At 72.6% G+C, this 26,904-nt stretch carries 23 protein-coding genes; 13 read left to right on the top strand and 10 right to left on the bottom strand.

Annotation, left to right across the window (positions count from 1 at the left end; translation table 11 throughout):
- The first annotated feature begins 54 nt into the window (after positions 1-54).
- On the top strand, positions 55-1,443 hold the full coding sequence (locus tag L1857_RS28925) for a sialate:H+ symport family MFS transporter (protein ID WP_094004241.1): 1,389 nt from the start codon (positions 55-57) through the stop codon (positions 1,441-1,443).
- On the opposite strand, the gene L1857_RS28920 is transcribed toward L1857_RS28925, so the two are convergent.
- Positions 1,436-2,068 carry a DUF6226 family protein gene (locus L1857_RS28920; protein ID WP_116110535.1) on the bottom strand — a complete coding sequence of 211 codons (633 nt, stop codon included), beginning with the start codon at positions 2,066-2,068 and terminating at the stop codon, positions 1,436-1,438. The genes L1857_RS28925 and L1857_RS28920 overlap by 8 nt on opposite strands.
- Positions 2,065-4,350: an ATP-binding protein gene (locus L1857_RS28915; protein WP_116110544.1), complete on the bottom strand. Its 2,286-nt coding sequence runs from the start codon at positions 4,348-4,350 to the stop codon at positions 2,065-2,067. The genes L1857_RS28920 and L1857_RS28915 overlap by 4 nt, the downstream gene beginning before the upstream one ends.
- A 180-nt stretch (positions 4,351-4,530) precedes the next feature.
- Between L1857_RS28915 and ku the strand changes: the two genes are divergently transcribed.
- Both ku and L1857_RS28905 read left to right on the top strand, forming a co-directional pair.
- Complete coding sequence (ku, locus tag L1857_RS28910; protein WP_198958150.1) at positions 4,531-5,388, top strand: non-homologous end joining protein Ku; 858 nt, start codon at positions 4,531-4,533, stop codon at positions 5,386-5,388.
- 92 nt (positions 5,389-5,480) lie between these two features.
- The gene (locus tag L1857_RS28905; RefSeq protein ID WP_094004243.1) at positions 5,481-5,684 is read left to right on the top strand and encodes a hypothetical protein; all 204 of its coding nucleotides are present in this window, start codon (positions 5,481-5,483) and stop codon (positions 5,682-5,684) included.
- Here the strand turns inward: L1857_RS28905 and L1857_RS28900 are convergent, their stop codons facing one another.
- Together L1857_RS28900 and L1857_RS28895 are read right to left on the bottom strand one after the other, a co-directional pair.
- On the bottom strand, positions 5,685-6,575 hold the full coding sequence (locus tag L1857_RS28900) for a 2-hydroxyacid dehydrogenase (protein ID WP_116110534.1): 891 nt from the start codon (positions 6,573-6,575) through the stop codon (positions 5,685-5,687). It lies immediately after the preceding gene.
- On the bottom strand, positions 6,572-7,876 hold the full coding sequence (locus L1857_RS28895; RefSeq protein ID WP_094004245.1) for an MFS transporter: 1,305 nt from the start codon (positions 7,874-7,876) through the stop codon (positions 6,572-6,574). The genes L1857_RS28900 and L1857_RS28895 overlap by 4 nt, the downstream gene beginning before the upstream one ends.
- A gap of 111 nt (positions 7,877-7,987) precedes the next feature.
- Between L1857_RS28895 and L1857_RS28890 the strand changes: the two genes are divergently transcribed.
- Positions 7,988-8,725, top strand: a complete 738-nt coding sequence (locus tag L1857_RS28890; protein WP_094004246.1) for an IclR family transcriptional regulator — start codon at positions 7,988-7,990, stop codon at positions 8,723-8,725.
- A gap of 232 nt (positions 8,726-8,957) precedes the next feature.
- Here L1857_RS28890 and L1857_RS28885 read toward each other — a convergent pair whose 3' ends face one another.
- A complete protein-coding gene (locus tag L1857_RS28885) occupies positions 8,958-9,308 on the bottom strand; it encodes a VOC family protein (RefSeq protein ID WP_116110533.1) in 351 nt (116 codons plus the stop codon).
- 106 nt (positions 9,309-9,414) lie between these two features.
- Between L1857_RS28885 and L1857_RS28880 the strand changes: the two genes are divergently transcribed.
- Complete coding sequence (locus L1857_RS28880) at positions 9,415-11,166, top strand: proline--tRNA ligase (RefSeq protein WP_094004248.1); 1,752 nt, start codon at positions 9,415-9,417, stop codon at positions 11,164-11,166.
- Positions 11,167-11,213: 47 nt separating this feature from the next.
- Here the strand turns inward: L1857_RS28880 and L1857_RS28875 are convergent, their stop codons facing one another.
- Positions 11,214-11,912, bottom strand: coding sequence for an HAD family hydrolase (locus tag L1857_RS28875; protein WP_116110532.1), 699 nt, complete (start codon positions 11,910-11,912; stop codon positions 11,214-11,216).
- Between the two features lie 109 nt (positions 11,913-12,021).
- Here L1857_RS28875 and L1857_RS28870 point away from each other — a divergent pair, with 109 nt between their 5' ends.
- Positions 12,022-13,059, top strand: a complete 1,038-nt coding sequence (locus tag L1857_RS28870; protein ID WP_116110531.1) for an ABC transporter permease — start codon at positions 12,022-12,024, stop codon at positions 13,057-13,059.
- Here L1857_RS28870 and L1857_RS28865 read toward each other — a convergent pair.
- Complete coding sequence (locus L1857_RS28865; protein ID WP_116110530.1) at positions 13,044-13,454, bottom strand: secondary thiamine-phosphate synthase enzyme YjbQ; 411 nt, start codon at positions 13,452-13,454, stop codon at positions 13,044-13,046. The genes L1857_RS28870 and L1857_RS28865 overlap by 16 nt on opposite strands.
- 89 nt (positions 13,455-13,543) lie before the next feature.
- Here L1857_RS28865 and L1857_RS28860 point away from each other — a divergent pair, with 89 nt between their 5' ends.
- The gene (locus tag L1857_RS28860) at positions 13,544-14,638 is read left to right on the top strand and encodes an LLM class flavin-dependent oxidoreductase (protein ID WP_116110529.1); all 1,095 of its coding nucleotides are present in this window, start codon (positions 13,544-13,546) and stop codon (positions 14,636-14,638) included.
- Positions 14,635-15,963 carry an NtaA/DmoA family FMN-dependent monooxygenase gene (locus L1857_RS28855; protein ID WP_116110528.1) on the top strand — a complete coding sequence of 443 codons (1,329 nt, stop codon included), beginning with the start codon at positions 14,635-14,637 and terminating at the stop codon, positions 15,961-15,963. Before L1857_RS28860 ends, L1857_RS28855 begins: the two co-directional genes overlap by 4 nt.
- Positions 15,964-16,243: 280 nt before the next feature.
- On the opposite strand, the gene L1857_RS35490 is transcribed toward L1857_RS28855, so the two are convergent.
- Positions 16,244-17,506 carry a histone-like nucleoid-structuring protein Lsr2 gene (locus L1857_RS35490; protein WP_162831034.1) on the bottom strand — a complete coding sequence of 421 codons (1,263 nt, stop codon included), beginning with the start codon at positions 17,504-17,506 and terminating at the stop codon, positions 16,244-16,246.
- 36 nt (positions 17,507-17,542) lie between these two features.
- Here L1857_RS35490 and L1857_RS28845 point away from each other — a divergent pair, with 36 nt between their 5' ends.
- Together L1857_RS28845 and L1857_RS28840 are read left to right on the top strand one after the other, a co-directional pair.
- Entirely contained in the window at positions 17,543-18,937 is a 1,395-nt protein-coding gene (locus tag L1857_RS28845) for a dihydrolipoyl dehydrogenase family protein (protein ID WP_116110526.1), read from the top strand.
- A 43-nt stretch (positions 18,938-18,980) separates the two neighbouring features.
- Entirely contained in the window at positions 18,981-19,808 is an 828-nt protein-coding gene (locus tag L1857_RS28840) for an alpha/beta fold hydrolase (protein WP_240323168.1), read from the top strand.
- Here the strand turns inward: L1857_RS28840 and L1857_RS28835 are convergent.
- Entirely contained in the window at positions 19,805-21,148 is a 1,344-nt protein-coding gene (locus L1857_RS28835; RefSeq protein ID WP_116110525.1) for a hypothetical protein, read from the bottom strand. The genes L1857_RS28840 and L1857_RS28835 overlap by 4 nt on opposite strands.
- Positions 21,149-21,335: 187 nt before the next feature.
- Here L1857_RS28835 and L1857_RS28830 point away from each other — a divergent pair, with 187 nt between their 5' ends.
- The 3 genes from L1857_RS28830 to L1857_RS28820 all read left to right on the top strand — a co-directional run bounded on the left by L1857_RS28830 (position 21,336) and on the right by L1857_RS28820 (position 25,032).
- On the top strand, positions 21,336-22,790 hold the full coding sequence (locus L1857_RS28830; protein WP_116110524.1) for a S8 family serine peptidase: 1,455 nt from the start codon (positions 21,336-21,338) through the stop codon (positions 22,788-22,790).
- A 171-nt stretch (positions 22,791-22,961) separates the two neighbouring features.
- A complete protein-coding gene (locus tag L1857_RS28825; RefSeq protein WP_027934727.1) occupies positions 22,962-23,453 on the top strand; it encodes a DUF3145 domain-containing protein in 492 nt (163 codons plus the stop codon).
- A gap of 994 nt (positions 23,454-24,447) precedes the next feature.
- Positions 24,448-25,032, top strand: a complete 585-nt coding sequence (locus L1857_RS28820) for a hypothetical protein (protein WP_233157125.1) — start codon at positions 24,448-24,450, stop codon at positions 25,030-25,032.
- Positions 25,033-25,633: 601 nt separating this feature from the next.
- Here the strand turns inward: L1857_RS28820 and L1857_RS28815 are convergent.
- Entirely contained in the window at positions 25,634-26,881 is a 1,248-nt protein-coding gene (locus tag L1857_RS28815) for a beta-ketoacyl-[acyl-carrier-protein] synthase family protein (RefSeq protein WP_094004271.1), read from the bottom strand.
- Between the last annotated feature and the right edge of the window lie 23 nt (positions 26,882-26,904).

Here is a 26,904-nt window from a genome sequence, read left to right as displayed (position 1 = left end):
CATCATACGACGTCCAACGTCCCATGACTACCCCTCGATGCAGAGGTGAGGAACATGATCCCGTGGTACCGCAGGCTGGGCCCCGGCCAGTGGAAGGCGTTCGGCGCGGCGTGGCTGGGCTACCTGCTCGACGGCTTCGACTTCGTGATCATCACGCTGGTGCTCACCGAGCTGAGCGAGGAGTTCGACCTGTCGCTGGCCACGGCCGCCACGCTGGTGTCGGCCGCCTTCGTGTCGCGCTGGCTGGGCGGGCTCGCACTCGGCGCGTTCGGCGACCGCTTCGGCCGCCGCCCCGCGATGATCGCCTCCATCGTGCTCTACGCCGTCGGCACCGCGCTGTGCGGGTTCGCCTGGGACTACTGGTCGTTGTTCGTCTTCCGCGCGATCGTCGGCCTCGGCATGGCCGGGGAGTACGGCTCCAGCAGCACCTACGTCATGGAGAGCTGGCCGAAGGGCCTGCGCAACCGCGCCACCGGGTTCCTGCTGTCGGCCTACCCGATCGGCACGGTGCTGGCCGCCCGCGCCTACGACCTGATCGTGCCGAACCTCGGCTGGCGCTGGCTGTTCTGGCTCGGGATCGTGCCGGTGTTCGTGGCGCTGTGGCTGCGGCGCGCGCTGCCCGAGGCGCAGGACTGGACCGAGGAGGTGGCCTCCGGCAAGGCCGGTCCCACGAGCGCGTCCGCGCTGCTCGACCGGCGCTGGACCGCGCTGAACGTCGTGGTGACGCTGGTGCTCGCGACTTGCCTGGTGCTGATCTTTTCCGGTCACGCGGGGAACCTGTACCCGCTGTGCATCGCGTTGTGCGTGGCCGGGTTCGTGGTGTTCGGCGCGCAGATCAGCGGCCGCGCGTGGCCGGTGGCGGTGGGGCTGATGCTGACCGTGTTCTGCGCGTTCCTGTACTCGTGGCCGATCCAGTCGCTGCTGCCCACCTACCTGAAGACGGAGCTGCACTACAACGCCGGGCAGGTGGCCAACGCGCTGACCTGGGCCGGGCTCGGGTACGCGGCCGGGTCGTGCCTGGCCGGGATCCTCGGCGACCGGTTCGGCACGCGCACCACCTACGTCGGCGGGCTGCTGCTGTCGCTGGTGTTCGTGTTCCCCGCGTTCGCACTCGGCCCGGGCAGCATCGTGCTGGTGTGGGTGCTGCTGTTCGTGTTGCAGGGCACCAGTTCCGGCATCTCCGGGCTGCTGCCGAAGTACATCGGCGACCACTTCCCGACGCGCTCGCGCGCGGCGAGCCTCGGGTTCACCTACAACGTCGGCGCGCTCGGTGGCGCGGTCGCCCCGCTGCTGGGCGCCCAGGTGGCCGGGCACATCGGGCTCGGACCGGCGCTGGGCTGGCTCGCGGCCGGCCTGACGCTGCTCACCGCGCTGCTGGTCGGGTTCGACGTGCCGGCCCGCCTGGGCCGGATCGGGCGACGGGAGCCCGCGGAGGTCAGCTGAACCACGAGCGGCCGACGTGGGCCTCGGTGCCGTCCGGGAGCGGAACGTCCTCGCCGTCGGCGAGCCGGCGGCACAGCTCGAGCGCCCGCTCGTGGTGCGTGCCGGAGGAACTGCCGCCGCCGGGGTGCCACTGCGCGTCCCAGCCGCGTCCGTGCAGCGCCACGAACGGCCCGATGGCGGCGGTGACGGCCTCGTCGATCGCCTCCAGCAGGTCGTCGGAGCCCCAGTCGCACGCGTCGCAGCCGCAGTCCGGCTGCACCGACACCGCGATCTCCGGCCGGACGACGCCCACGTGCAGGACCGCGAGCGGCGCGTCCTGCTCCAGGAGCAGCAGCGGCAGCGTGCCCGGCCGGGCGGAGGTGATCCGGGCCCCTCGGTCGAACCGCTCCCCGTCGCCGAGCCGTCCCGGGGCGAGCGCCTCCACCGAGACACCGGGCTGGGTGCCCAGGACCTCGGCCCAGACGCGGGCGCGGGCGTGCACCACGCGGTACCGCCCGGGATCGGTCACCCGCGAGTACTCCTCGTCGCGCGGGAAGTCCGGGTCCGCGTGCGGATCGGGCCAGGAAGGCATGCGCAGGCGCGCGTAGCTCTCCGCCACCCGGGCGCGCAGGTCTTCCGCCGTCATGACTCGTTCGCCGTGATCCAGGCGGCGATCTGGCTGCGCGAGGTGAACCCGAGCTTGGCGAGGATGTGCTCGACGTGGGTTTCGGCCGTGCGCTGGGAGATCACCAGCTGCCCGGCGATCTGCCGGTTGCTCAGCCCCTTCGCCACCAGCGCGGCGATCTCCGACTCGCGGGCGGTCAGCGGGTTGCGGGACGGGCTTTCCGGCGCCGCGCGCGTGCGCCGCTCGTCCAGCGCGAACGCCACCGCCTTGCCGAACGCCATCGACGCCCCGAGCGCGAACTCCTGCTCGAACACCTGCCGCCCCAAAGCTTCCCGAGCCGGCAGCGCGGCGTGCGTCTGGGACACCTGCTGCAGCGCCGGCTCGATCCGTCCCGCGCCCGACAGCCGCCACGCGGTCGCCGCCGCGCCGAGCAGCCGGGCGGCCCGATCGTAGCGGCGTTCGGAGGCCGCGCACCAGGCGAGCGACTCCAGGCTGAGCGCGATCCCGGAGTGGTCGCCCGCCGGTTCGCGCAACCGGATCGCGTCGCGCTGCAGGCGTTGCGCGCGCTGCAGATCGCCCCGCCGCCACAGCGCCAGGCCCAGCACCCACACCGCCAGCGCCGTGTACCAGGGCGGATTGCCGTGCGCCGCGCACAGTTCCACCGCCTGCTCACCCGCCTGCTCGGCATCCGGTTCGCCGAGCACGAACCGCGCCAGCGCCAGGTACGGCAGGATCTGCAGGGACAGCCCGTCGTTGCCGATCTCCCGGCACGCCTCGTGCGCCTTCTCCAGCAGTTCGCACGCCCGTCGCGGGTCACCGAGGAAGTAGCGGCTGACGCCCTCGCACACCAGCAGCTCGACGCTGATCACCGGGTCGTCCAGCTCCGCCGCGATCGACCGGTACTCCCGCAGCCGCCCCGCGAACCCCTTGCGCACCCCGAGCCAGGTGCAGGTGAGCAGCGACGCGTGCAGCGCGCGGGCCCGTTCCCTTGACGCCCCGCCGTCGAGGCGGAGCACGCGGTCCAGCCACCGGCTGCCCTCGACCAGGTGCCCGCCGGCGATCCAGAACGTCGACAGGTTCCCGGCCATTTCCAGCGCGGGCCGCGGATCCGGCTCCTCCAGCCAGGACTCCAGCGCGGCGCGCAGGTTCGCGTGCTCGCTGTGCAGCCGCGCGATCCAGTCCTGCTGGCGCGCGGTGATCTTCTCCGCGGTGAACTGGCGGGCGAGCGCGCGGTAGAAGTCGCGGTGCCGCCGCGCGGACTCGGCGGGATCACCGTGCTCGGCCAGGCGCGCCGCGCCGAACTCGGCGAGCGTTTCCAGCATCCGGTAACGCGCGCTGTGCCCGTAGGTCTCCCGCACCCGCACCAGAACTGATTTGTCGACCAGCCCGGCGAGCAGGCCGAGGACCGTCTCACCGCCGATGTCCTCGCCCACGCACACGTACTCGGCCGCCGGCAGGTCGAACCCGCCGCGGAACACCGACAGCCGCTCCCACACCCGCTGCTCGGCGGGCAGGCACAGCCGGTAGCTCCAGTCGACGAGCGCCTCCAGGCCCTGCTGGCGCGGCGGCGCGGTGCGGGAGGCCTCGGTCAGCAGCGCGAACCGGTCGGTCAGGCGGTCGTTCAGCTCGGCCAGCGACAGCGTGCGCAGCCACACCGCGGCCAGCTCGATGGCCAGCGGCAGCCCCTCGACGTGGCGGCAGATGGCGGCGATGAGCGCCTCGTTCCCGGCGGTCAGCGCGAACCCCGGCGACACCGCGGCGGCGCGGTCGGCGAACAGCGACATCGCGTCCCAGCCCTCGGTGCCCTCGGTCGTCCCGCTCCGCTCGGGCAGGCTCAGCGGTTCCACCGGCAGCAGGTGCTCGCCCTCGACGGAGAGCCGCTGGCGGCTGGTGGCGAGCACGCGCAGCCCGCTCGTCACGGCGAGCAGCTTGCCGATCAGGGTCGCGCACGCGTCGGTGAGGTGCTCGCAGTTGTCCAGCACCAGCAGCACCTGCCGGTCGCCGAGGAACTGGGCGAGCCGGTCCGCGGGCTCGACGGCCTCGTCGCGCAGGCCGAGCGCGGTGGCGACGGTCTGCGGCAGCAGCGCCGGGTCGTCCAGGGCGGCGAGCTCGGCGAAGTGCACCCCGTCCGGGAACGCGCGTTTCAGCCCGACCGCGGCCCGCACCGCGAGCCTGGTCTTGCCGACCCCGCCGAGCCCCGTCAGCGTCACCAGGCGCGTGACGGACAGCAGCCGCCGGATGTCCGCGAGCTCCTGCCGCCGGCCGACGAAGCTGGTGAGCTCGCTCGGAAGTGTGCCCGCCACCGCCACAGCCTAGTTCTCCGGCGCGGTGATCGGTGGGGTCGTGATGGTGCGGAGATGATGCACTCGCGCTGCCCTCCCGCGGGCGGCCGCGCTGCCGCCGGTTGGCCGCCTGGTGGCCGGCCCGGTTCTCGCGTAACGTCCGACCTGCGGTTATGTCGGCAGGAGCGGAGGGCCCCGGCGATGCGATCGATGTGGAAGGGCTCGGTGTCGTTCGGGCTGGTCACGATCCCGATCAACCTCTACGCGGCCACCGAGAACAAGAACGTGTCCCTGCGCCAGGTGCACGTCACCGACGGCGGGCGCATCCAGTACAAGCGCTTCTGCACCATCGACGGCGAAGAGGTGCCCTACGCCGACATCGCCAAGGGGTACGAGACCGACGACGGCGAGATGGTCGTGATCACCGACGAGGACCTCAAGGAGCTGCCGCTGTCCAGCTCGAACGTCATCGACGTGCTGGAGTTCGTGCCGCTGGAGGCCATCGACCCGCTGCACTTCGACCGGCACTACTACCTGGAGCCGCAGAAGGCCGCGGTCAAGCCGTACGTGCTGCTGCGCGACGCGCTGCACAAGTCCGGCAACGTCGCCATCGCCAAGGTCGCCCTGCGCCAGCGCGAGACCCTGGCCCTGCTGCGCGTGCACGCCGACGTCATGGTCATGACCACCATGCTGTGGCCGGACGAGGTGCGCACCCCGGATTTCGGGTTCCTGCGCGACGAGCTGCCTCAGGTCCGGCCGCAGGAGCTGAGCATGGCCGGCTCGCTGATCGAGTCGCTGTCCGAGCCGGTGTTCGACCCGGACAAGTACACCGACCAGTACCGCGAGGCGCTGGAATCGGTGATCGAGGCGAAGATCGCGGGCAAGAAGACCACCCGGCCGAAGGGGCGCGCGCCCCAGACCGACGTGGTCGACCTGATGGCCGCCCTGGAGGCGAGCGTCAGCGAGGCCAAGAAGGCGCGCAAACCGGCCAAGCGCACGGCCGCGAAGAAACCCGCCGCCCCCTCGGCGCGCACCCGCCGCTCGCCGAAGAGCGCCTGACCTCACCCGACACGCCGGGACCTCCTCCCACCTTCCGGTGAGGCGTGGTGGTACCAAGGTGCCGCAACACGAACCGGCGGAAGGTGTCAGACATGGAGTGCCCCAGCTGCGCACGGGACCTCGACCACTGCCACGGCACCCTCGTCCTGCACGTGGACGCCCTGGTCGAGTGCACCGAACCGGACTGCACCGACACCGACCTGGTGCGGCACAGCCTCACGATCCGGTGCGACGAGGTCGACGGTGACTGCGTCTGCACGGCCGACTACGTCGTCGAGTACGCCCGGGCGTCCTGATCACCGCACCACGTTGACCAGCGGTTCGCCCCGGGCGAAGCGCTCCAGCTGCTGTTCCACCAGCCGCTTCGCGCGGGGGTGGAACGAGTCCGAACCACCCGCCACGTGCGGGGTGATGATCGCGCCCGGCAGCTGCCACAGCGGGTGATCCGCGGGCAGCGGTTCCGGGTCCACCACGTCCAGCGCCGCCCGCAGGCGGCCGTCCGCGACCTCCTTCGTCAGCGCCGCGGTGTCGATCGCGGTGCCGCGGCCGACGTTCACCACCAGCGCGCCGTCCGGCAGGGCCGACAGTTCCGGCGCCCCGATCAGGCCGCGGGTGGCCGGCGTGTCCGGCAGGATCAGCACGACGATGCTCGCGCCCGGCAGGAGTTCCGGCAGCTCGTCGATGCCGTGCACGCCGTCGCGCGCGGTGCTCGCCACGCGCACGACGTCGGCCTCCCCGGCTTCCAGGTACCGCTCGATGGCCTTGCCGATCGAGCCGTAGCCGATCAGCAGGACGCGCTCGTCGGCCAGCGAGCGGGTGTGCTCGCGGTCCCACGAGCCGGTGCGCTGCTGGGCGAACCAGCGCGGCAGGTCCCGCTGCGCGGCCAGGACGAGGGCGAGGGTGTGCTCGGCGACGCTGAGGTCGTGCAGGCCGCGCCCGTTGGCCAGGGTGACGCCGTCCGGGATCAGCGGCAGCAGGCTGTCCACCCCCGCGGACAGCGACTGCACGGCCTTCAGAGACGGCATCTTCGCGATCAGTTCCTGCGGCTCCGGACCGCTGTCGTAGGGCAGCACGTAGAACTCGACGTGCTCCAGGTCCGGTGGTGCGCCGGTGCCGTCATAGACGGCGGTGTCCAGGCCGTCCGGGACGGCCAGACCGGACCAGGGCAGCAGAACTCGGGGCGTCATGCGACCTTCCTCTTCGGGGTGCGGACGGCGAGCAGGACCAGCGCGGACGCGGCCATCGTGCCCGCCAGCATCAGGAACGCCGCGGCGTCGGTGCCGGTGGCGGTGCGCAACCAGCCCACCAGATACGTGCCGAGGAAGCCACCGAGCGCGCCGGCGGAGTTGACCAGCGCCACGGCGACACCGGCGGTGCGGCGCGGCAGCAGCTCCGGGATCATCGCGAAGAACGGGCCGTAGGGCGCGTACATCGCGATCCCGGCGAGGACCAGCAGCGGGAACGACAGCCAGAAGGCGTCGTGCCCGGCGAGGTAGGAGCCGTAGAAGGTGACCGCGCCGGCGAGCAGCCACGGCCAGATGTAGCGGATGCGCCGGTTGCTGCGGTCGGAACCACGCGAGTTGAGCAGCATCGCGACGACGGCGAAGGCGTAGGGGACGGCCGACAGCAGGCCGGTGGCGCCGATACCGGCGGACGACCCGGCCTTGACGATCGAGGGCAGCCAGAACACGAACCCGTACACGCCGACGCTCCACAGCAGGTACTGCGCGGACAACACCAGCACGGCCGGGGTGCGCAGGGCGTCGATCAGCGGGTGGCGGCCGGTGGTGTCGGTGGTGGTCGCGAGTTCGGCCTGCTCGGCGGAGATGGCGGCGTCGACGGCCGCGCGTTCGGCCGGGGCCAGCCAGGGCGCGTCGGCTGGCCGGTCGCGGACCTGGGCGCGGAAGTAGAACGCCCAGATCAGGGCGGGCACGCCCTCGATGATGAACATCCCGCGCCAGCTGGTGGCCTCGATGAGGTAGCCCGACGCGGCGGACAGCCACATCACCGTGACCGGGTTGCCGAGGATGAGGAAGGCGTTGGCGCGGCCGCGTTCGGCCTTGGTGAACCAGCGCGCGAGCAGGACCACCAGCGCGGGCAGCACGGCCGCCTCGACCGCGCCGAGCAGGAAGCGGACGACGATCAGCAGCGGGACGGAGCTGAGCAGGCCCTGCAGCGTGGCGAGCGCGCCCCAGGCCAGGACCGACCAGAAGATCAGGTCGCGGACGCTGCGGTGGTCGGCGTAGAGCACGCCCGGGACCTGCAGCAGGAAGTAGCCGGCGAAGAACGAGGCCGCGATCAGGCCCGAGGTCGAGCTCGTGATGCCCAGGTCCTCGGACATGCCCCCGGCCGCCGCGATCGAGAAGTTCGAGCGGTCGAGGTAGGCGAGGCTGTAGGTCACGAAGACGATCGGGATCAGGCGCAGCCAGCGCTGCCTGCCCAGTTGTGCGGACGCGCCGGTCGTGCCGGTCAGTGGCGGGCTCTCCAAGGCGGCCTCCTTGCCGTTCTTTCCGTGATATGGAAAGCTCTTCCGCAATGCGGTACTTGATCGAGTGTGGAACGTTGACCGGGTGGCGTCAAGGGGTGGTGCGTGGCTGACATGGTGGGCAAGGCCCTGCGGGTGCTGTCGCTGCTCGGCGAGTACCCGGACGGGGCCGGGGTGTCGGAGCTGGCGCGGCGGGCCGGGTACCCGGTGAGCACGACGCACCGGTTGCTGAGTTCGTTGCAGGAGCAGGGTTTCGCGCGCAGTGATCCGGGGTCGAAGCGGTACGCGCTGGGGTTGCGGCTGTTCGAGCTGGGGCAGCGGGTGTCGCACGCGCGGGGGTTCGCCGGGGTGGCGTTGCCGGTGCTGCGGGCGCTGACGGAGCAGACCGGCGAGCCGACGCTGATGGCGGTGCTGGACGGGCATGAGCAGGTCTACGTGCACTCCGTGCAGGGCCCGCGGCAGATCCAGATCCGGGGCGAGCCGGGGCTGCGCGGGCCGCTGCACTGCACGGCGATGGGCAAGTGCCTGGTGGCGTTCGCGCCCGCGCCGGTGCGGGAGGAGCTGGTGGGTTCGCTGGAGCTGGCGGAGCTGGCGCCGCGGACGATCACCTCGCGGGAGGAGTTCGCGCGGGAGATCCGTTCGGTGCGGTCCCGCGGCTACGCGATGGCCGACGAGGAGCACGAGCCCGGCATCCGGGCGGTCGGAGTGCCGATCCTGGGCCCCGACGGCGTGGCGATGGCCGCCCTGTCCACGGCGGCGCCCGCGTACCGGATCTCGGTGGCCGAGCTGGAGGCCTTCGTACCGGCCCTCCAGGAGGCGGCGCGGGAGCTGGGCGCGGTGCTGCCCCGCTGAGAGGGCGCTCTGCCGTGCCGTCCCGGGCGCCTTTCCTCGGGAGGCGGCCGCGGGCGCGCCCGCAGCCGCCTGCTTCGCCGGGCGGCAGCGCGCTCAACCCCCGCGGCCGAGCGCACCACCTTTCCCCGGCCGCAGCCCGAACGCGGAACTCACCCCGCCGGGGGCAGCTCGGTGCGCCTCAGCGCGGTTCGCCCACGCGGAACCCACCCCGCCGGGGGCAGCTCGGCGCGCTTCAGTGCGGTTCGCCCACGCAGAACCGGTTTCCCTCCGGGTCCTCGAGCACCGTCCACGCCAGGCCGGGCACCTCGTGCTCGCCGAGCGCCGTCGCGCCGAGGCCGACCAGCCGGGCGACCTCGCCCTCCCGGTCGGTGGTCGCCAGGTCCAGGTGCAGCCGGTTCTTCCCGGCCCGCTCCTCCGGCACCTGCTGGAACCCCAGCCGCACCCCGCCTTCGCGCGCGGGCGTCAGCACCAGGTACTCACCCCAGTCCTGGTCGATCCGCACGCCGAGCGCGCCGCACCAGAACGCCGCCATCTGCCGTGGATCCGCGCAGTCCACGGTCACCATCCCCAGTTCGAGAGTCATGCCCGGACGGTAGCGCGCCGCACCGACAATTCCGGCCCGCCCGATAACCGCTGGACGCCCCTGACTACCCTGTTCACACCGTGTTTCGACGCCGAGGAGCAGCCCAGTGATCACCAGGATGTCGTCGTTGTTCCTGCGCACGCTGCGCGAGGACCCGGCCGACGCCGAGGTTCCCAGCCACAAGCTGCTGACGCGGGCCGGCTACGTCCGCCGGGTCGCGCCGGGCGGGTACTCGTGGCTGCCGCTGGGCCTGCGGGTGCTGCGCAACATCGAGCGGGTCGTCCGTGAGGAGATGGCGGCGATCGGCGGGCAGGAGATCCTCTTCCCCGCGCTGCTGCCGCGCGAGCCGTACGAGGCGACCGGCCGCTGGACCGAGTACGGCGACGCCCTGTTCCGCCTCAAGGACCGCAAGGGCGCCGACTACCTCCTCGGCCCCACGCACGAGGAGCTGTTCGCCCTCACCGTGAAGGGCGAGTACAGCTCGTACAAGGACTACCCGGTCATCCTGTACCAAATCCAGACCAAGTACCGCGACGAGGCGCGCCCCCGCGCGGGCATCCTGCGCGGCCGCGAGTTCGTCATGAAGGACTCCTACTCCTTCGACCTCGACGACGACGGCCTGTCCCGGTCCTACCAGCTGCACCGCGACGCCTACATCCGCCTCTTCGACCGGCTGGGCCTGGAGTACGTGATCGTCACGGCCACCTCCGGCGCGATGGGCGGCTCGGCGTCCGAGGAGTTCCTCGCCGTCTCCGAAACGGGTGAGGACACCTACGTCCGCAGCAACGCCTCCGGGTACGCGGCCAACGTCGAGGCCGTCGTCACCCCGCCGCCGCCCGCGCAGTCCACCGAGGACAAGCCGGACGCGCAGGTGCACCACACGCCGAACACGCCGACCATCCAGACGCTGGTCGACTACCTCAACACCAAGACCGATCTGGGCCGCACCTTCACCGCTGCGGACACACTCAAGAACGTGATGGTGAAGATCCGCCAGCCGGGCGAGAAGGACTGGCAGATCCTCGGCATCGGGATCCCCGGTGACCGCGAGGTCGACCAGAAGCGCCTCGAAGCGTCGCTGGATCCGGCCGAGGTCGCGCTGCTCGAGGAGGCCGACTTCGCCGCCAACCCGTTCCTCGTCAAGGGTTACATCGGCCCGAAGGCGTTGCAGGACAACGGGGTTCGCTACCTCGTCGACCCGCGCGTGGTCACCGGCACGGCGTGGGTCACCGGCGCCGACAAGGCCGACCACCACGTCGTCGACCTCGTCGCCGGCCGCGACTTCCACCCCGACGGCACGATCGAGGCCGCCGAGGTGCGCGAGGGCGACGCCTCGCCGGACGGGCAGGGCACGCTGGTCGCGGCGCGCGGCATCGAGATCGGACACATCTTCCAGCTGGGCCGCAAATACACCGACGCGTTCCAGGTCGACGCCCTCGGCGCGGACTCGAAGCCGATCCGCATCACGATGGGCTCCTACGGCGTCGGCGTGTCCCGCCTGGTCGCGGTGATCGCCGAGCAGAGCCACGACGAGCTGGGCCTGGTGTGGCCGCGCGAGATCGCGCCGTACGACGTGCACGTGGTGATCGCGGGCAAGGACGAGTCGATCGCGGCGGGCGCCGAGAAGCTGGCCGCCGACCTCGACGCGGCCGGCGTGCAGGTCCTGCTGGACGACCGCAAGGCCACGCCGGGCGTCAAGTTCGCCGACGCCGAGCTGGTCGGGGTGCCGACGATCCTGGTCGTCGGCCGCGGCCTGGCGAAGGGCGTGGTCGAGGTCAAGGACCGCAAGTCCGGCGACCGCGAGGAGATCGCGGTGGACGCCGTGGTGGACCACCTGGTGAAGCTCGTCCGCGGCTGACCGAGCTTCCGGAAACGGCCCGCCCCGGCGGGCCGTTTCCCGTTCGGTCAGCCGAACACCGCGGACAGCACCAGCTTCGTGTCGCCGAGGTCGCGCAGCACCACCTGCGCCCCGGCCTCCCGGAGTGCCTCCGAATCGAAGCGGCCCGTCGCCACGCCGACCGCGACCGCGCCGTGGGCACGTGCGGCGTCGATGTCGTGCGGTGTGTCGCCCACGACGATCACCGACGCCGGCTCGAACGGCCGCCCGAGCGCGGCGTGCGCCCGGTCCACCGCGTACGCCACCAGGTCCGGCCGGTACGCGGACAGGTCGCCGTAGCCGCCGATCTCGAAGTCGAGATGCGTGTGCAGCCCGAACGCGGACAGCTTGTGCCACGCGACCTCCCGCAGGTTCCCGGTCACCAGCGACTGCACCGCACCCGCCTCGGCCACCCCCGCCAGCGCCGTCGCCGCGCCGGGCAGCGCCAGGCCGCGCTTCGCCAGCTCCGGCAGCGCCAGCTCGGACACCGCGGTCAGCGCCGCCCACATCTTCCGGATCAGCTCTTCGGTCGGCTCGATCCCGTGCCGCGTCAGCACTTCGGCGGTGATCGCGCGCTCGGTCCGCCCGAAGAAGTCCGGCATCTCGGTCATCGCGACCCCGGTCACCTCTTCGAGCACCTGCCGGTACCAGCCGCGGCCGGCGCCGCGCAGGTCGATGAGGGTCTGGTCGATGTCCCACAGCACCAGGCGGTGCGCACTGCTCGTCACATCCGCTGACGCTACCAAGACCGTTATTCATCAAGCGTTGACTTCGATCGCCCTGCCGGGCTAGCGTGGATGAATTCAACGTGTGCAGAAATTATTCAGGGAGGTCCCCATGGCCGGCACATCCCGGAGGCCGACAGCCGGACTGGCGGCCCTGGCCGGTGCGGTGATCGCGGTGGTGCTGGGATTCCTCACCGTCGGGGTCCAGGCGTCGGTCGAACCACACGGCCTGCCCGTGGCGGTCGCGGTGCCCGACAACGCCCCGCCGCAGCTGCGCGCCGCGGCCGGGCAGCTTTCGACCCACAGCGGCGAGGCCCTGAGCTGGCAGGTCACCTCACCCGCGGAGGCCAGGCGGCTGCTCGACGACAAGGACGTCTACGGCGTCCTGGAACTGGCGCCCGGGCAGGTCGGCGTCGTCGTGTCGGGCGCGGTGAACCCGAGCGGCACGCAGATCGCCCAGCAGGCCCTCACCGGCGCCGGGCAGGCGCTCTCGACGGCCTTGAGCCAGGCGACCGGCACCCCGGCCGCCCCGGTGCGGGTGGAAACCGTGCACCCGGCGAGCCCGGCCGGCCGGACCGCGCCGCTCGCGGTGAGCGTCCTCGCGTGGGTGGGCAGCCTGGCCGCGGGCGCGCTGCTGGTCGTCCTCGCCCAGCGCGCCGGGCGGCGGGTCGGCCTGACCGCGCGCCTCACGCAGGTGACCGTCACCGCGGTACTGATCACCGGGGTCGCCGCCGGGTTCCTGGCGCTGTGGGACTCGTCCCTGCCGCTGGGCTGGGACGTGCTCGGCTACATCCTGCTGACCGCGGCGGCGTTCGCGGCCGTGCAGACCGCGTTGCTGCGGCTGCTGGGCATCCGGGCGATGGCGATCCTCGCGCCGCTGTACCTGCTCGCGCCGAACGTCGCCGGGCAGGTGCCGGAGCTGCTCAACCCGGCCTACCGGATCCTGCTGTGGTCGTGGACGCCGTTCCGGTTCTCCACCGAGGGCACCCGCAGCCTGCTGCAGGGCACCCCGGACGCACCCGACGTCACCACCGGGATCTGGGTGCTCGGCGCGATGCTGGTCGCCGGCCTGGTGGTCGTCCTCTGGCCGGGGCGCGCGAAGCGGTCCGCGCCGGCGGAGGCGGCGCCGGAGCTTCAGCCGGCCAGGTAGCTGAACCGGACGCGCCGGACCGGGTTGTCGATGTTGGTGTCCACCAGGCAGATCGACTGCCAGGTGCCCAGCGCCGGCGACCCGCCCAGCACCGGGACGCTCGCGTAGGGCGGCACCAGCGCGGGCAGCACGTGGTCACGCCCGTGGCCCTTGCTGCCGTGCTGGTGGCGCCACCGGTTGTCCCGCGGCAGCAGCTCGTCCAGCGCGGTGAGCAGGTCGTCGTCACTGCCCGCGCCGGTCTCCAGGATCGCCAGCCCCGCGGTGGCGTGCGGCACGAAGACGTGCAGCAGCCCGTCGGACGCCTCGGCCTCGGCCAGGAACGCCTCGACCTGTTTGGTCAGGTCGTGCACGACGGCGCGGCCGCCGGTCGTCACCTCGATCTCCGTGGAGTACATGCCTCCCACGGTAGGCGTCCCAACGGGTGGTACGCGAAATAGCGCGCGCCACCCGGTCGCTGGACGGGGGGAGGCGAAAGGAGCGAGGCATGGTTCATCTCGCGGTGGCACTGGAGGGCGCGGGCTGGCATCCGGCCGCGTGGCGGGAGCCGGACGCGCGCCCGGACGAGCTGTTCCGCCCGCGGTACTGGGGCGATCTGGTGGTCGAGGCCGAACGCGGCCTGCTGGACTTCGTGACGATCGAGGACTCGCTCGGACCGGGGACCGACCGCACCGACCGCGTGCGGGGGCGGCTGGACGCGGTGCTCGTCGCGTCCCGCGTCGCGCCGCTGACCCGGCACATCGGGTTCCTGCCGACGGCGATCGTCACGCACACCGAGCCGTTCCACCTGTCCAAGGCGATCGCCACCCTCGACTACGTCTCGCAGGGCCGGGCGGGGGTGCGCGTCCGGATCGCGAGCAGCCCGGAGGACGCCGCGCACTTCGGTCGCCGCGAGTTCCCGGTCCCGCTGCCCGACCTGGTCGAGGAGGCCGGCGACTGGGTCGAGGTCGTGCGGCGCCTGTGGGACAGCTGGGAGGACGACGCGGAAATCCGCGACGTCGCCACCGGCCGTTTCATCGACCGCGACAAGCTGCACTACATCGACTTCACCGGCCGGTTCTTCAGCGTCAAGGGCCCGTCGATCACGCCGCGCCCGCCGCAGGGGCAGCCGCCGGTCGCCGTGCTCTCGCACCTCGCCGAGGTCCACCGGCTCGCCGCCCGCTCGGCCGACCTCGTGTTCGTCACCCCGCACGACGTCGAGGAGGCGGGTGCGCTGGCGCGGGAACTCGACGGCCTGCTGGTGTTCGGCGACGTCGTGGTGTTCCTCGACGAGACCGAGCAGGCGGCCCGCGACCGCAAGGCGCGCCTGGACGACCGCGCCGAGTTCACCTCCGACGCCCTGGTCTTCACCGGCACGCCCGCCCGGCTGGCGGACCAGCTGCTGGCCTGGCGCGACGCCGGCCTGTCCGGGTTCCGGTTGCGCCCGGGCGCCCTGCCGCACGACCTGACCGCCATCACCCGCGGGCTCGTGCCCGAACTGCAGCAGCGCGGCGCGTTCCGCCGCGAGTACGAGGCCACCACGCTGCGGGGTCTGCTCGGCCTGGAGCGTCCCGCCAACCGTTACGCAGGAGCGACGCGATGAAGCAGATCCACCTCGCCGCGCACTTCCCCGGCGTCAACAACACCACCGTGTGGAGCGATCCGGAGGCGGGCAGCCACATCGAGTTCTCCTCGTTCGCGCACCTCGCGCGGACCGCGGAGCGGGCGAAGTTCGACTTCTTCTTCCTCGCCGAGGGGCTGCGGCTGCGCGAGCACGCGGGCCGGATCTACGACCTCGACGTGGTCGGCCGCCCGGACACGTTCACCGTGCTGGCCGCCCTCGCCGCGGTCACCGACCGGCTCGGCCTGACCGGGACGATCAACTCGACGTTCAACGAGCCGTACGAGGTGGCCCGCCAGTTCGCGAGCCTCGACCACCTGTCCGAGGGGCGTGCCGGGTGGAACGTGGTGACCTCGTGGGACGCGTTCACCGGGGAGAACTTCCGCCGCGGCGGGTACCTGCCCGAGGAACAGCGCTACCAGCGGGCGAAGCTGTTCCTGGACACCGCGTTCGAGCTGTTCGACTCGTGGGGCGCGGACGATGTCGCCGCGGACAAGTCGTCCGGGGTGTTCGTGCGGAATCCGCGGGCGGGTGAGTTCGAACGGCACGACGCGCAGTTCGACATCGCGGGGCGGTTCACCGTGCCGCGCGGGCCGCAGGGGCGGCCGGTGATCCTGCAGGCCGGCGACTCGGACGAGGGACGCGAGTTCGCGGCGGCGACGGCGGACGCGATCTTCACCCGGCACGGGACGCTGGAGGCGGGGCGGAAGTTCTACGCCGACGTGAAGCGCCGGTTGCCCGCGTACGGGCGCGAGCCGCACCAGCTGCTGGTGCTGCCCGCGGCGACGTTCGTGCTCGGCGACACCGACGCCGAGGCCGAGGAGCTGGCGAGCATCGTGCGGTACCAGCAGGTCAGCGGGCAGACGGCGATCAAGTTCCTGGAGCAGGTGTGGAACCGGGACCTGTCCGGCTACGACCCGGAGGGGCCGCTGCCCGAGGTCGAGCCGGTGGTGGGGGCGGACGCGCTCGCGAAGGGGCGCGCGCAGACCCGGGTGTACCGGGACCCGGTGGCGACCGTGCGGCAGTGGCGGGAGCTGGCCGAGGCGAAGAACCTGTCGATCCGGGACCTGGTGGTGGAGGTCAGCGGACGGCAAACGTTCGTGGGTGCCCCGGCGACGGTCGCCGAGGCGATCAACACCTACGTCCAGGCCGACGCGAGCGACGGTTTCATCCTGGTGCCGCACGTGACGCCCGGGGGTTTGGACCCGTTCGCCGACAAGGTGGTGCCGTTGTTGCAGGAGAGGGGCGTTTTCCGCGGCGACTACAGCGGCACCACGCTGCGGGAGCACCTGGGCATCGACCGGTGAGGTGACCGGCTCACCACCCCACGAGCGGCGAGCCGGCCTGCCACGCACCGCCGCTGGGCGGCGTATGGCTGGTTGCCCGCGGAGAACGCCACGGGCGCCTTGCTGGTTGCCCGCGGACACCACGGATGGCACCTGGCCAGTTGCCTGCCGAGAACACGACGGGTGGCGTTAGCCGGCCGCCGGCTGCGGACACGCTGGTGGCTCTGGCTAGTTGCCTGCCGCTGAGTACATGACGGCGGCGCCTTGCTCGTTGCCTGCGGACACCACGGGTCGCGTGTAGCTAGTTGCCTGCCGCGGAGAACACGACGGGCGGCGCCTTGCGGACGGTCTTGCGCGGCGCCTTCTCCGCCGGGGCGGCCTTTTTGGCGGCCGGCTTCTTGGCGGTGGCGTTCTCCTTGGCCGGCGCCGTCTCGACCGGCTTGATGTTGGCGGCTTTCGCCTTGGCGCGCGACGGCTTCGCCGCGGGCTTGGTGGCGGCCTTGGCCGCCTTGCCACCGGCAGCGGGCTTCGCTGCCGGGGTGGCGGTTTTGCCGCCGGTGGCTGCCTTGTTGGTGACGGGCTTCGCCGCCGGGGTGGACTTGCCACCGGGATCGGCCGTGGCGGCCGTGGCTGCCTTGCCATCGGCAGCGGGCTTCGCCGCCGGGGTGGCGGTTTTGCCGCCGGTGGCTGCCTTGTCGGTGACGGGCTTCGCCGCCGGGGTGGGCTTGCCACCGGTATCGGCCGTGGCGGACTTGGCCGCCTTGCCACCGGCAGCGGGCTTCGCTGCCGGGGTGGCGGTTCCGCCGCCACCGGTCGCCTTGCTGGCGGCGGGCTTCGTCGCCGGGGTGATCTTGCTCGCGGTGGTCTTGGCTTCGGTGGGCTTCGCCGCGGTGGCGGTGGCCGCCTTGCGGCGGGTCGCGGGCGTGGTGCCGGTGGCGGCCTTGCCCGCGGCGGGCTTCACGGCGGCGGGGGCGGCCGCCTTGCGGCGAGTCGCCGGCTTCGTCGCGGGCGTGGTGCTCTTCGCGGCAGCGGCGGTGCTGCTGGCGGTCTTGCGAGCGGCCGGCTTCGCCGCCGTCGCGGTCGTGCTCTTCGACGCGGCTCCGGTGGCGTTCTTCGCCGCGCTCTTCGTGGACTTGCCCGCCGCCGTCCGGGCCGCCTTCGCGGTGGTGCTCTTGGCCGTGCCCCGGCGCGTGGTCTTCGCAGCGGCCTCCGCCGGTTCCGTGGTCTTCGCGGCGGCCGTCTTCGCCGGAACCTTGCCCGTGGTTTTCGCCGTCGTGGCAGGGGAGTTCGCGCGACGGGTGCGCTTCACCGGCGCGAGGCGGCGCGGCGGGCGCTTGCGGCCACCCGTGCGGCGGCCCGCCTCGACGTAGGTCGCCAGCAGCTCCCGCAGGCTGTTCGCGTTCGAGTCCGAGAGGTCGATGTCGTACTCGACGCCGTCCAGGCCGAACCGCACCGTCTCCGCGGCCGGTTCGCCGTTCAGGTCGTCCAGTAGTTGCACCGCGGTGTTCTTCGCCACCGATAACCTCCAGTACTTACGATTTGCCGCTGAGAATACCCGCCCCACTTGCGCCGGCCGCCGGGCTGGTGTGCGCTGTGACCCATGTCCGAGGAGACTTTTGACGCCATCGTGATCGGTGGCGGACCGGTGGGGGAGAACGCGGCGGACCGGGCGGTCAAGGGCGGCCTGTCCGCCGCGCTGGTCGAGCAGGAACGCTTCGGGGGTGAGTGCTCCTACTGGGCCTGCATCCCGAGCAAAGCGTTGCTGCGACCGGGAAACGCGCTCGCCGCGGCCAGGCGGCTGCCCGGTGTTCCGGTGGGTGACGCCCTCGATCCGGCGGCGGTGTTCGAGCGCCGTGACTACTTCACCGGCAAGGGCGACGACAGCGGCCAGGCCGAGTGGGCCCGCGGCGCCGGCATCGAGCCGATCCGCGGACGCGCCCGCATCACCGGTGAGCGCGAGATCACTGTGGACGGCGGCCGGGTGCTGCGCGCGCGGCACGCCGTGGTGGTCTGTACCGGTAGCGTGCCGAAGACTCCGCCGATCCCCGGCCTGGACGAAGTGCCGGTCTGGGGCTCGCGCGAGGCGACGTCCAGCAGCACGGTCCCGGCACGGCTGGCCGTCGTCGGCGGCGGGGTGGTCGGCGTCGAGATGGCGCAGGCCTGGGCCCGGCTCGGCGCGCGGGTGGACCTGATCGTCACCGGCCCGCGCCCGCTGCCCCGGTACCCGGACTTCGCCGGTGACGCCGTCGCGGAGGGGCTGCGCGCCGACGGCGTGCGCGTGCACACCGAATCCGGCCTGGCGCGAGCCTCCCTTGTGGACGGTTCCGCCCGGCTGGAGCTGACCGGTGGCGCGGTCGTCACCGCCGACCAGGTGCTCGTCGCGACCGGACGGCGCCCCGCCACCGACGACCTCGGGCTGGAGGTCATCGGGCTCGCGCCGGGCAAGCCGATCACCGTGGACGACAGCGGGCTGGTGTCCGAAGTGGACGGGGACTGGCTGTATGCGGCGGGTGACGTCACCGGCCGGGCGTTGCTGACCCACCAGGGCAAGTACGCCGCCCGCGTGGTCGGTGACGTGATCGCCGCGCGCGCCACCGGCAAGCCGGTGGACACCCGTCCGTGGGGCAAGCACAGCGCCACCGCCGACCACCACGCGGTGCCGCAGGTCGTGTTCACCGACCCGGAGGTCGCCTCGGTGGGGCTGACCGAACCGGAGTCCGGCGCGCCGCACCGGGTGGTCGACGTCGACATCGCCGTGGCCGGGTCGTCGCTGCACGCGGACGGCTACGCGGGCAAGGCCAGGATGATCGCCGACACCGAGCGCGAGGTCCTGGTCGGCGTCACGTTCGTCGGCCAGGACGTGGCGGAGCTGCTGCACTCGGCGACGATCGCCATCGCGGGCGAGGTGCCGCTGGGCCGCCTGTGGCACGCGGTCCCGTCGTTCCCGACGATCAGCGAGGTGTGGCTGCGGCTGCTGGAGGAGTACGGGCTCTGAAAACCGCTTGCCGGGCGCGGTCACGGTGATCGACCCTGGCCGCGTGTCCGTCGATCACGAGCTGTCGCTGCCCGGCGGCCGGGTCCTCGCCTGGTCCGAGACCGGCGCCGGCGCCCCGGTTCTGTTCCTGGCCGGCGCGGCGACCGGCCGTGCGATGACCTTCGGCGACGAGCACCTGGCCCGGCTCGGGGTCCGGCTGGTGACGGTGGACCGCCCCGGTATCGGCGCGTCGACGCACGATCCCGGCCGGTCGGCCGCGTCCACCGCCGCCGACCTCGGCTGTCTCGTGACGCGGCTCGGCGGGCCGCTGCCGGTCGTGGCGAACTCGCAGGCCGCGGTCTTCGGGCTCGCGGCCGCCGCGCGCGGGATCGCGTCCCGGCTGCTGCTGGTCTCCCCGGCCGACGAGGTCGCCGACCCGCGGGTGTTCGCGCGGCTGCCCGGCCCGGTGCGCGACGTCGTCACGCGAGTGCGGCAGGACCCGGCGGCCGCGCGGGCGTTCTTCGCCGGACTCGGCCCGGCCGGGATGGAACGGATGGTGCTGGACGGCGCGGACCCGGGCGATCGCGAGGTGTACACCGACCCCGCGTTCCTCGCCCGGTACCGCGCGGCTCTGCGCGAGGGGTTCGCGAACGACGGCGCCGGCTACGCGACCGACACGCTCATCGCGATGTCGCCGTGGCGGCTGGACTGGTCCGCGATCCGGGTGCCCGTGCGGGTGTGGTTCGGCGAGCGGGACCGCGTCCACTCGCCGGACCTGGGCGCGCTGCTCACCTCTCGCATCCCGGGGGCCGAACGGCGCGTCGTGCCCGGTGCCGGCGGCGCCCTCCTGTGGACGCACGCCGAGGAGATCCTCGCCGCGGCGATCGGCTAGCTGATCCGCACGCCCAGCGCCGCGCCCGCCGCCCGCAGCAGGACCGGGTCCTCCGGGGAGGACTGGCCGTCCAGGTAGGCGGCCAGCACCAGCCGGACGGCGGCCCCGGAGATCGCGCTCTGGTAGGCGGCTCCGGCGGTGTCCGGTTCCCGCGGCCACTGGTGCGTCTCGGTTGCCAGGTCGGTGATCCCGCCGCTGCCCGGGGTGTCGGCGAGCTGCTTGAACGCCGCGGCCTGCTCGTCGCTGCCGAAGGTGAGCACGGCGACCGACACCGCGACCACCCGCCCGTCCACGGTGGCCTCGAAGCTGCCGCGCTCCATGCCCGCGCAACCGCCCGCCTGCAACCGCGCCTGCAGGTCCCCGTAGGCGCGGGCGGCGCAGGTGCGTTCCGTGCCCGAGGCGCGCTTGGTGAACTCGATGCCCGCCACGGCCTGCCGCACCGGCGTGACCGCGGTGGTGGTCGTGGGCGCGGTGACCGGTTCGTCGTCCCCGCCGGTCGTCACCAGGACGAGCACGACGACCACCAGCACCAGCGCCACGGCGATCGCCCCGACCGGCCGCCACGGCACGGGCCCGGGAGGCGGGGGCGTGCGCACGGGCGCGGCCGCGGTGACGCGGGGCACCGGCATCGTCACCTCGGCGGGCGGGACGACCGGCGGCACGGCCGCGGGCCCGGCGGGGCGCGTCCGCCGCGGGCGCGGCTTGACCGGTGGCAGCTTCACCGTGGCCGACTCCTCGGTGACGGTGAAGCCTTCCGCGGCCAGAGCGTCCCCGGTCAGATTGGTGTCCGGGGCGAGGGTGTCGATCAGCGCGCGCGCCTGGGCCGGGGTGCACGGCCACGGCGCCGGGGTCAGCGAGGCGATCGCGGCGAGCAGGCTGTTCTGCGTCGGGAACAGGACGCGGACGTTGCCGGCGAGGTCGGCCGGCGGCTGCTCGATCTCCTCGACGAACGGCCCGACGGCGATGATCGTGGCGATCGGCAGGTGCTCCGGGACGTCCGGGCGCAGGCGTTCGGCGACGGCGCCGGCGAACGCGAGGGCCTCCGTGGCGGGGTTGACGACCTCGCCGTCGGCCACGAGCGGCCAGCCGTCGGCCTTCCACTGCCCGGTCAGGGGCGCGTCGAGGCGGATCGCCGGGTCCGGCAGGTCGACGCCGATCACGACGAGCACGGCGCGGGGGAGGACGACGATCGCCTCGACCGGCGGCCTGCCCGGCAGCGGCCGCGCCCCGGCCAGCGCGATACCGCCCGCGAAGTCGTCACCGCGGCCGAGCGCGGCGAGCGCGGCCCGCACGTCTTCGGCGACGCGCGAGGGTTGTCGTTCCAGGCGGATCAGCCGCACCTCGCACCTCCCCGGTCCCGTCCGCGTGCGCGCATACGCTAGCGCGCCGGCCGGCCTGGGCCGCTCGATGGTGTGAAAATCACCCGCCCTTGTTGCACAGTTGGTGATCGGTTCGTGACCACCGTCACTCATCCGTGTGCTACTCGTTGGTAGGTCGTACGGCTGCTCGACAGATCAGGAGATCCCGATGAGATGGCGCTCCGTCCGGTGGGCGACGACCTTCGTCGCCACTCTCGTCGTCCCGCTCGCCGGCGCCGTCCCCGCGGCGAACGCCCAGGCCCCGCTCGCGCCCGTGTCGGACACGCTGGGCCGGGTGCTCGCCACCGCGAGCGGGCCGACTCCGCTCACCACGCTGGTGCACGCGGCGGACGCGGGCACCGCCGCGCGGGCTGTCCAGGCGGCCGGGATGCGGGAGATCACCCGGTTCCCGCGCATCGGCGTCGTGGCCGCGACGGGCACCGCCGCGCAGGTCGCCGCGGTCCGCAAGGCGGCCGGGGTCAGCTACGTGGAGAACAACGACCCGCTCGTCGCGTTCGGCTCGTCCGGCACGACGGCCACCCGCAGCGCCGAAGCGCGCACGACCCTCACCGGCGCGGACGGCGCTCCGCTGGACGGGCGTGGGGTGTCGGTGGCGATCATCGACACCGGCATCGACCCGACGCACCCCGCCTTCCGCGGCGCCGACGGCTCGACCCGGGTTGTGCGCAACCTCAAGAGCCTGTGCCTCGGCGGCACCACCACCTCGTGCATCGTCGACGTGCCCACGTCGCTCGACACCGACGCGACCGCGCTCGGTGGGCACGGCACCCACGTCGCCGGGATCGCGGCGGGCGCGCCGTACACGCTGGCCGGCGGATCGTCCGTGGGCGGGTCGGCGCCGGGCGCGAAGATCGTGTCGATCTCGACCGGCCTGGCGATCCTGGTGCTGGGTACGGACGCCGCGCTGAACTGGGTGCTGGAGAACCACGCCGCGCCGTGCGGCGCCGGGGTGCCCGCCACGGTGTGCCCGCCGATCAAGGTGATCAACAACTCCTACGGCCCGAGCGGCGGCGGCGAGTTCGACCCGCAGTCGGCGACGGTGAAGCTGCAGCGCGCCCTGGCGGCCGAGGGGGTCGTGACGGTGTGGGCGAACGGCAACGACGGCGGGGACGGTTCGGCGGACCTGTCGAACCCGCCGGGCAAGGACCCGACGCCGGGTGTGATCTCCGTGGCCTCGTACAACGACCAGGGCACCGGCACCCGCGACGGCACGGTGTCGGACTACTCCTCGCGCGGGCTCGCCACGGACCCGTCGACGTGGCCGGACGTGTCCGCGCCCGGTGAGAACATCCTGTCGGCGTGCCGCCCGTACCTGGTGATCTGCGCGACCGGGTTGCAGCCGTCGAACGGCCCGGGCCCGCTGGATCTGGGCACCTACAACGTGATCAGCGGGACGTCGATGGCGGCGCCGCAGATCACCGGGATCGTGGCGCAGCTGTTCCAGGCCCGGCCGGGTGCCACGCCGGGCGACATCGAGACCGCGATCAAGTCGACGGCGTACAAGTACCGTGATGGTGCGCCGTACGAGGGCGGTTCGAGCTTCGACAAGGGGGCCGGGCTGGTGGACACTGTTGCCGCGGTGGGGGCGCTCGCGGGGCCGTGATGGCGGCCTCCGCGCGGTGGTGGTGCTGCGACATCTGAGGTTCCTGTGGCGAAATGCCACTGCCGGGGTGCACAATATGGGCAGTCACGTCAAGGTTGTTTGACGGCAGGCGCGCCGAGGCTCGCGAGGTCGTAGGGGAAGACGCCCCTCGTCGAGTAGCGGAGGTCAGCAGTGAGCACCCGTGGCGTGGTTTACGTCCACTCGTCGCCGTCTGCGGTGTGCCCGCACGTCGAGTGGGCGATTTCGGGCACCCTCGGTACCCGGGTGGATCTGAAGTGGACGGCGCAACCCGCCGCTCCAGGGCAGCTCCGCGCCGAGTGCACGTGGAGCGCGCCCGCCGGAACCGGCGCCAAGCTGGCGGCCGGTCTGAAGGCGTGGCCGATGCTGCGCTTCGAGGTGACCGAAGAGCCGAGCGCCGGTGTGGATGGCGAGCGGTTCTGCTACGTGCCCGGGCTGGGGCTGTGGCGCGGCCGCACGAGCGCCAACGGGGACATCGTCGTGGGCGAGGACCAGCTGCGCACGCTGGTCGCGACGTGCCGCGCGGGGGAGCAGCTGGCGCACAAACTGGACGAGCTGCTGGCCTCGAGCTGGGACGAGGCGCTGGAGCCGTTCCGGCACGCGGGGGATGGGGCGCCGGTTACCTGGCTGCATCGGGTGGGGTGAGTTGCCGGGGTTCGGGGTTCCGGGCCGGGTTTCGGGTTTCGGGTTTCGGGTTTCCGGTTGTGCTGACCGTTCGCTAGGGCGCGAGGTGCCCAGCCGCGGGCCCAGGAATGGACCGTTCACGCCTTGGTGCGCCCGAGGTGCCCAGCCGTGCGCCCGTGAATGGTCCATTCATACCTTGGCGCCCCCGAGGCGCCAGGCGCGGCGATGAATGTCCATTCATGCCTTGCCCGCCGCGAGGTGTCCACTCGTGGGGCCGTGAGTGGACACCTCGCTGGCGCACGAGATGCCCAACGATGCGGTGGTGAATGGTCCGTTCATGCGTTCCCCGCCACCAGGTGTCCAGCCGTGTGGTGGTGAATGGTCCGTTCATGCCTTCGCCGCCACGAGGTGCCCAGTCGTGGAGCGATGAATGGACCGTTCATGCCTTGTCGGCCGCGAGGTGCCCAGCCGCGCGGCGGTGAATGGTCCGTTCATGCGTTCCCCGCCACCAGGTGTCCAGCCGCGCGGTGATGAATGGTCCGTTCATGCCTTCGCCGCCACGAGGTGCCCAGTCGTGGAGCGATGAATGGACCGTTCATGCCTTGTCGGCCGCGAGGTGCCCAGCCGCGCGGCGGTGAATGGTCCGTTCATGCGTTCCCCGCCACCAGGTGTCCAGCCGCGCGGTGATGAATGGACCGTTCATGCCTTCGCCGCCACGAGGTGCCCAGTCGTGGAGCGATGAATGGACCGTTCATGTCTCGGCGCTCACGAGGTGTCCAGCCGCGTGGTGATGAATGGACCGTTCATGCCTTTCCCCACCACCAAGTGTCCAGTCGTGCGGTGATGAATGGTCCGTTCATCCACCCGTGACGTGACCACTCGCAGCAGCCAAGCCCGGAGGCCAACCGCCGGGTCGGCTCAGTCCGTTCACCGGAACGGCCCAACCCCAACCGGCAGCCACCGATGCGGGACAGCACTCGGTAACGATCGCTACTACGCTGCCGATGTGACAGCCATGCCGGCGCCTCCCGCAGCACCGCCGCGATGGCTGGTGCCCGTCGTCATCGTCGTGGTGTCGATCATGGTCGGCGGCGGTCTCCTGGCCCGCGAGCTGTACCGGCTGCCCGAAGCCGCCCCGGACGCGATCCTCGCTCAGACCTCGCCCGCCCGGCCGCTGGCCGAGCAACCCGGCCCGGGCATCGTCGAGCTCACCCCGGACGCCGCCGCGCACCCGCAGAACGCCACGGTCCGCGGGCTGCTGCAGACCTACTTCGACTCGATCAACAACCGCGACTACGAGCTGTGGAAAACGGCCGTCACGCGGGAACGCGTCCAGGCCAAACCGAAGAGCACCTGGCTCAACGACTACCGCACCACGAAGGACGGCAGCATCCTCGTCTACCGGATCGACCCGGTCACCGACGACGAACTCCGCGCCCTGGTCGGCTTCACCAGCACCCAGGACGTCAAGGACGCCCCGGCCGAGCTCCCGGAACCCTGCGTGCACTGGCGGCTCGTGCTCCCGCTCGCCCTGGAGTCCGGCGCCTGGAAGGTGGACACCGTGACCGGCTCCACCACACCCGAACTGTCCCGCTGCTGACGGGACGCCCGGCTGGCGCCTGCCCGGCTTCGAGGCGACCGAATGGAGCTTGGCTAGCGCGTGGCGCGAGAGTGGTCACCCCTGGGGGCTCCGCGGCGGGGCGACTGGCGCCCGGCTGCTTCAGGGAGCGCGGTTGCTTCCGTACAAAGAGCGCGGGCGACGGATGGGCTGGTGCCTGGCCGACTGTGGGCGCCCGGGTGGAGCTGGCTGGCGCTGGCGCGAGGGTGGTCCCCCTGGGGAGGACCCGGCGGCGCGGGGACTGACGCCTGGCTCTTCAAGGACAAGCGGCTGCTTCCGTACCAAGGGCGCGGCTGCTGCCTGCCCGGCGTTGAGGCGCCCGGGTGGAGCTTGGCCGACGCCGGCGCGAGAGTGGCCACCCCTGGGCAGAACCCGCCGGCGCGGCAACTGACGCCCGGCTACTTCAGGAAAAGCGGCTGCCTCCCACAGAAGGACCGGGCGGTACCCGCCCCCTGGGCACCCCAGAGCCGTCCGACCGCCCCCGGGCGAGAGCAGCTACTCCTGCCGAGGCAGAGTCCACGAACCGGCACGAAAAAGCAAAGAACCCCGGCCGCCCACAGCCGGGGTCCCCGCAAAAACGAACTCACACGCCGGTGAACAGCAGCGCCGTGTTGTGGCCGCCGAAACCGAACGAGTTGCTCAGCGCCGCGGTCAACTCGACCTTCCGCGGCTCGCCGGCCACCACGTCCAGCCCGACCTTCGGGTCCAGGTTCTCCAGGTTCAGCGTCGGCGGCACCAGCCCGTGGTACACCGACAGCAGCGTGAGGATGCCCTCGACCGCCCCCGCGCCACCGACCAGGTGCCCCAGCGCCGACTTCGGCGCCGTCACCACCGGGTGCTCACCCACGGCCTTGCGGATCGCCGCGGCCTCGCCGATGTCGCCGACCACCGTGGACGTCGCGTGGGCGTTCACGTGCCCCACCTCGGCCGACGTGAGGCCCGCCATGGTCATCGCGTTCGCCATCGCGGCGATCTGCCCGATTCCCTCCGGGTGGTTGCCGGTGATGTGGTGCGCGTCCGAGGTGATGCCGTACCCGGCCAGCCGCCCGTAGATCCGCGCGCCGCGGGCCTTCGCGCGGTCGGCCCGCTCCAGCACGACCACCCCGGCGCCCTCGCCGAGCACGAACCCGTCCCGGTCGGCGTCGAACGGGCGCGACGCGCGCTCCGGCTCGTCGTTGCGCGTCGACACCGTCCGGGCCTGCGCGAACCCGGCCACGGTGATCGGGTGGATGCAGGACTCCGCACCACCCGCCACCACGACGTCGGCCCGCCCGTTCTGGATCATCTGGTAGCCGTTGGCGATGCCCTCGGCACCGGAGGCACACGCCGACGCCGGCGAGTGCACCCCGGCCCTGGCCTTGAGGTCGATGCCGACGTGCGCGGCAGGCCCGTTCGGCATCAGCATCGGCACGGTCAGCGGCGAGACCTTCCGCAGACCCTCCTGCTCGAGCAGGTCGTCCATCGCCAGCAGCGTCAGCGGCCCGCCGATGCCGGTGCCGATGGACACGCCGAGCCGGTCCGGGTCGACGTCGGTGTGCTCCTCGCTGGGCTGCTCGAAACCGGCGTCGGCCCACGCCTGCCGGGCCGCGATGAGCGCGATCTGCTCACACCGGTCCAGCCGGCGCGCCTGCACGCGCGGCAACTTCTCCGCCGGATCCTCGGCGAGCGTGGCGCCGATCTTGACCGGCAGGTCGAACTTCTCGACCCAGTCGGCCTCGATCCGCCGGATGCCGCTGCGGCCGGCGAGCAAGCCCTCCCACGTGGACGCGACGTCCCCGCCGAGTGGCGTCGTCGCGCCGATCCCGGTGATCACGACGTCGATGTTGCTCATGAGGAGTCTCCCCGAGGTTCAGA

Origin of the sequence: Amycolatopsis thermalba (assembly GCF_023376025.1) — a bacterium.
Taxonomy (GTDB): Bacteria; Actinomycetota; Actinomycetes; order Mycobacteriales; family Pseudonocardiaceae; genus Amycolatopsis_E; species Amycolatopsis_E thermalba.
The sequence above is the reverse complement of the archived record's forward strand: the minus strand, read 5'-3'. Positions and strand labels throughout refer to the sequence as shown.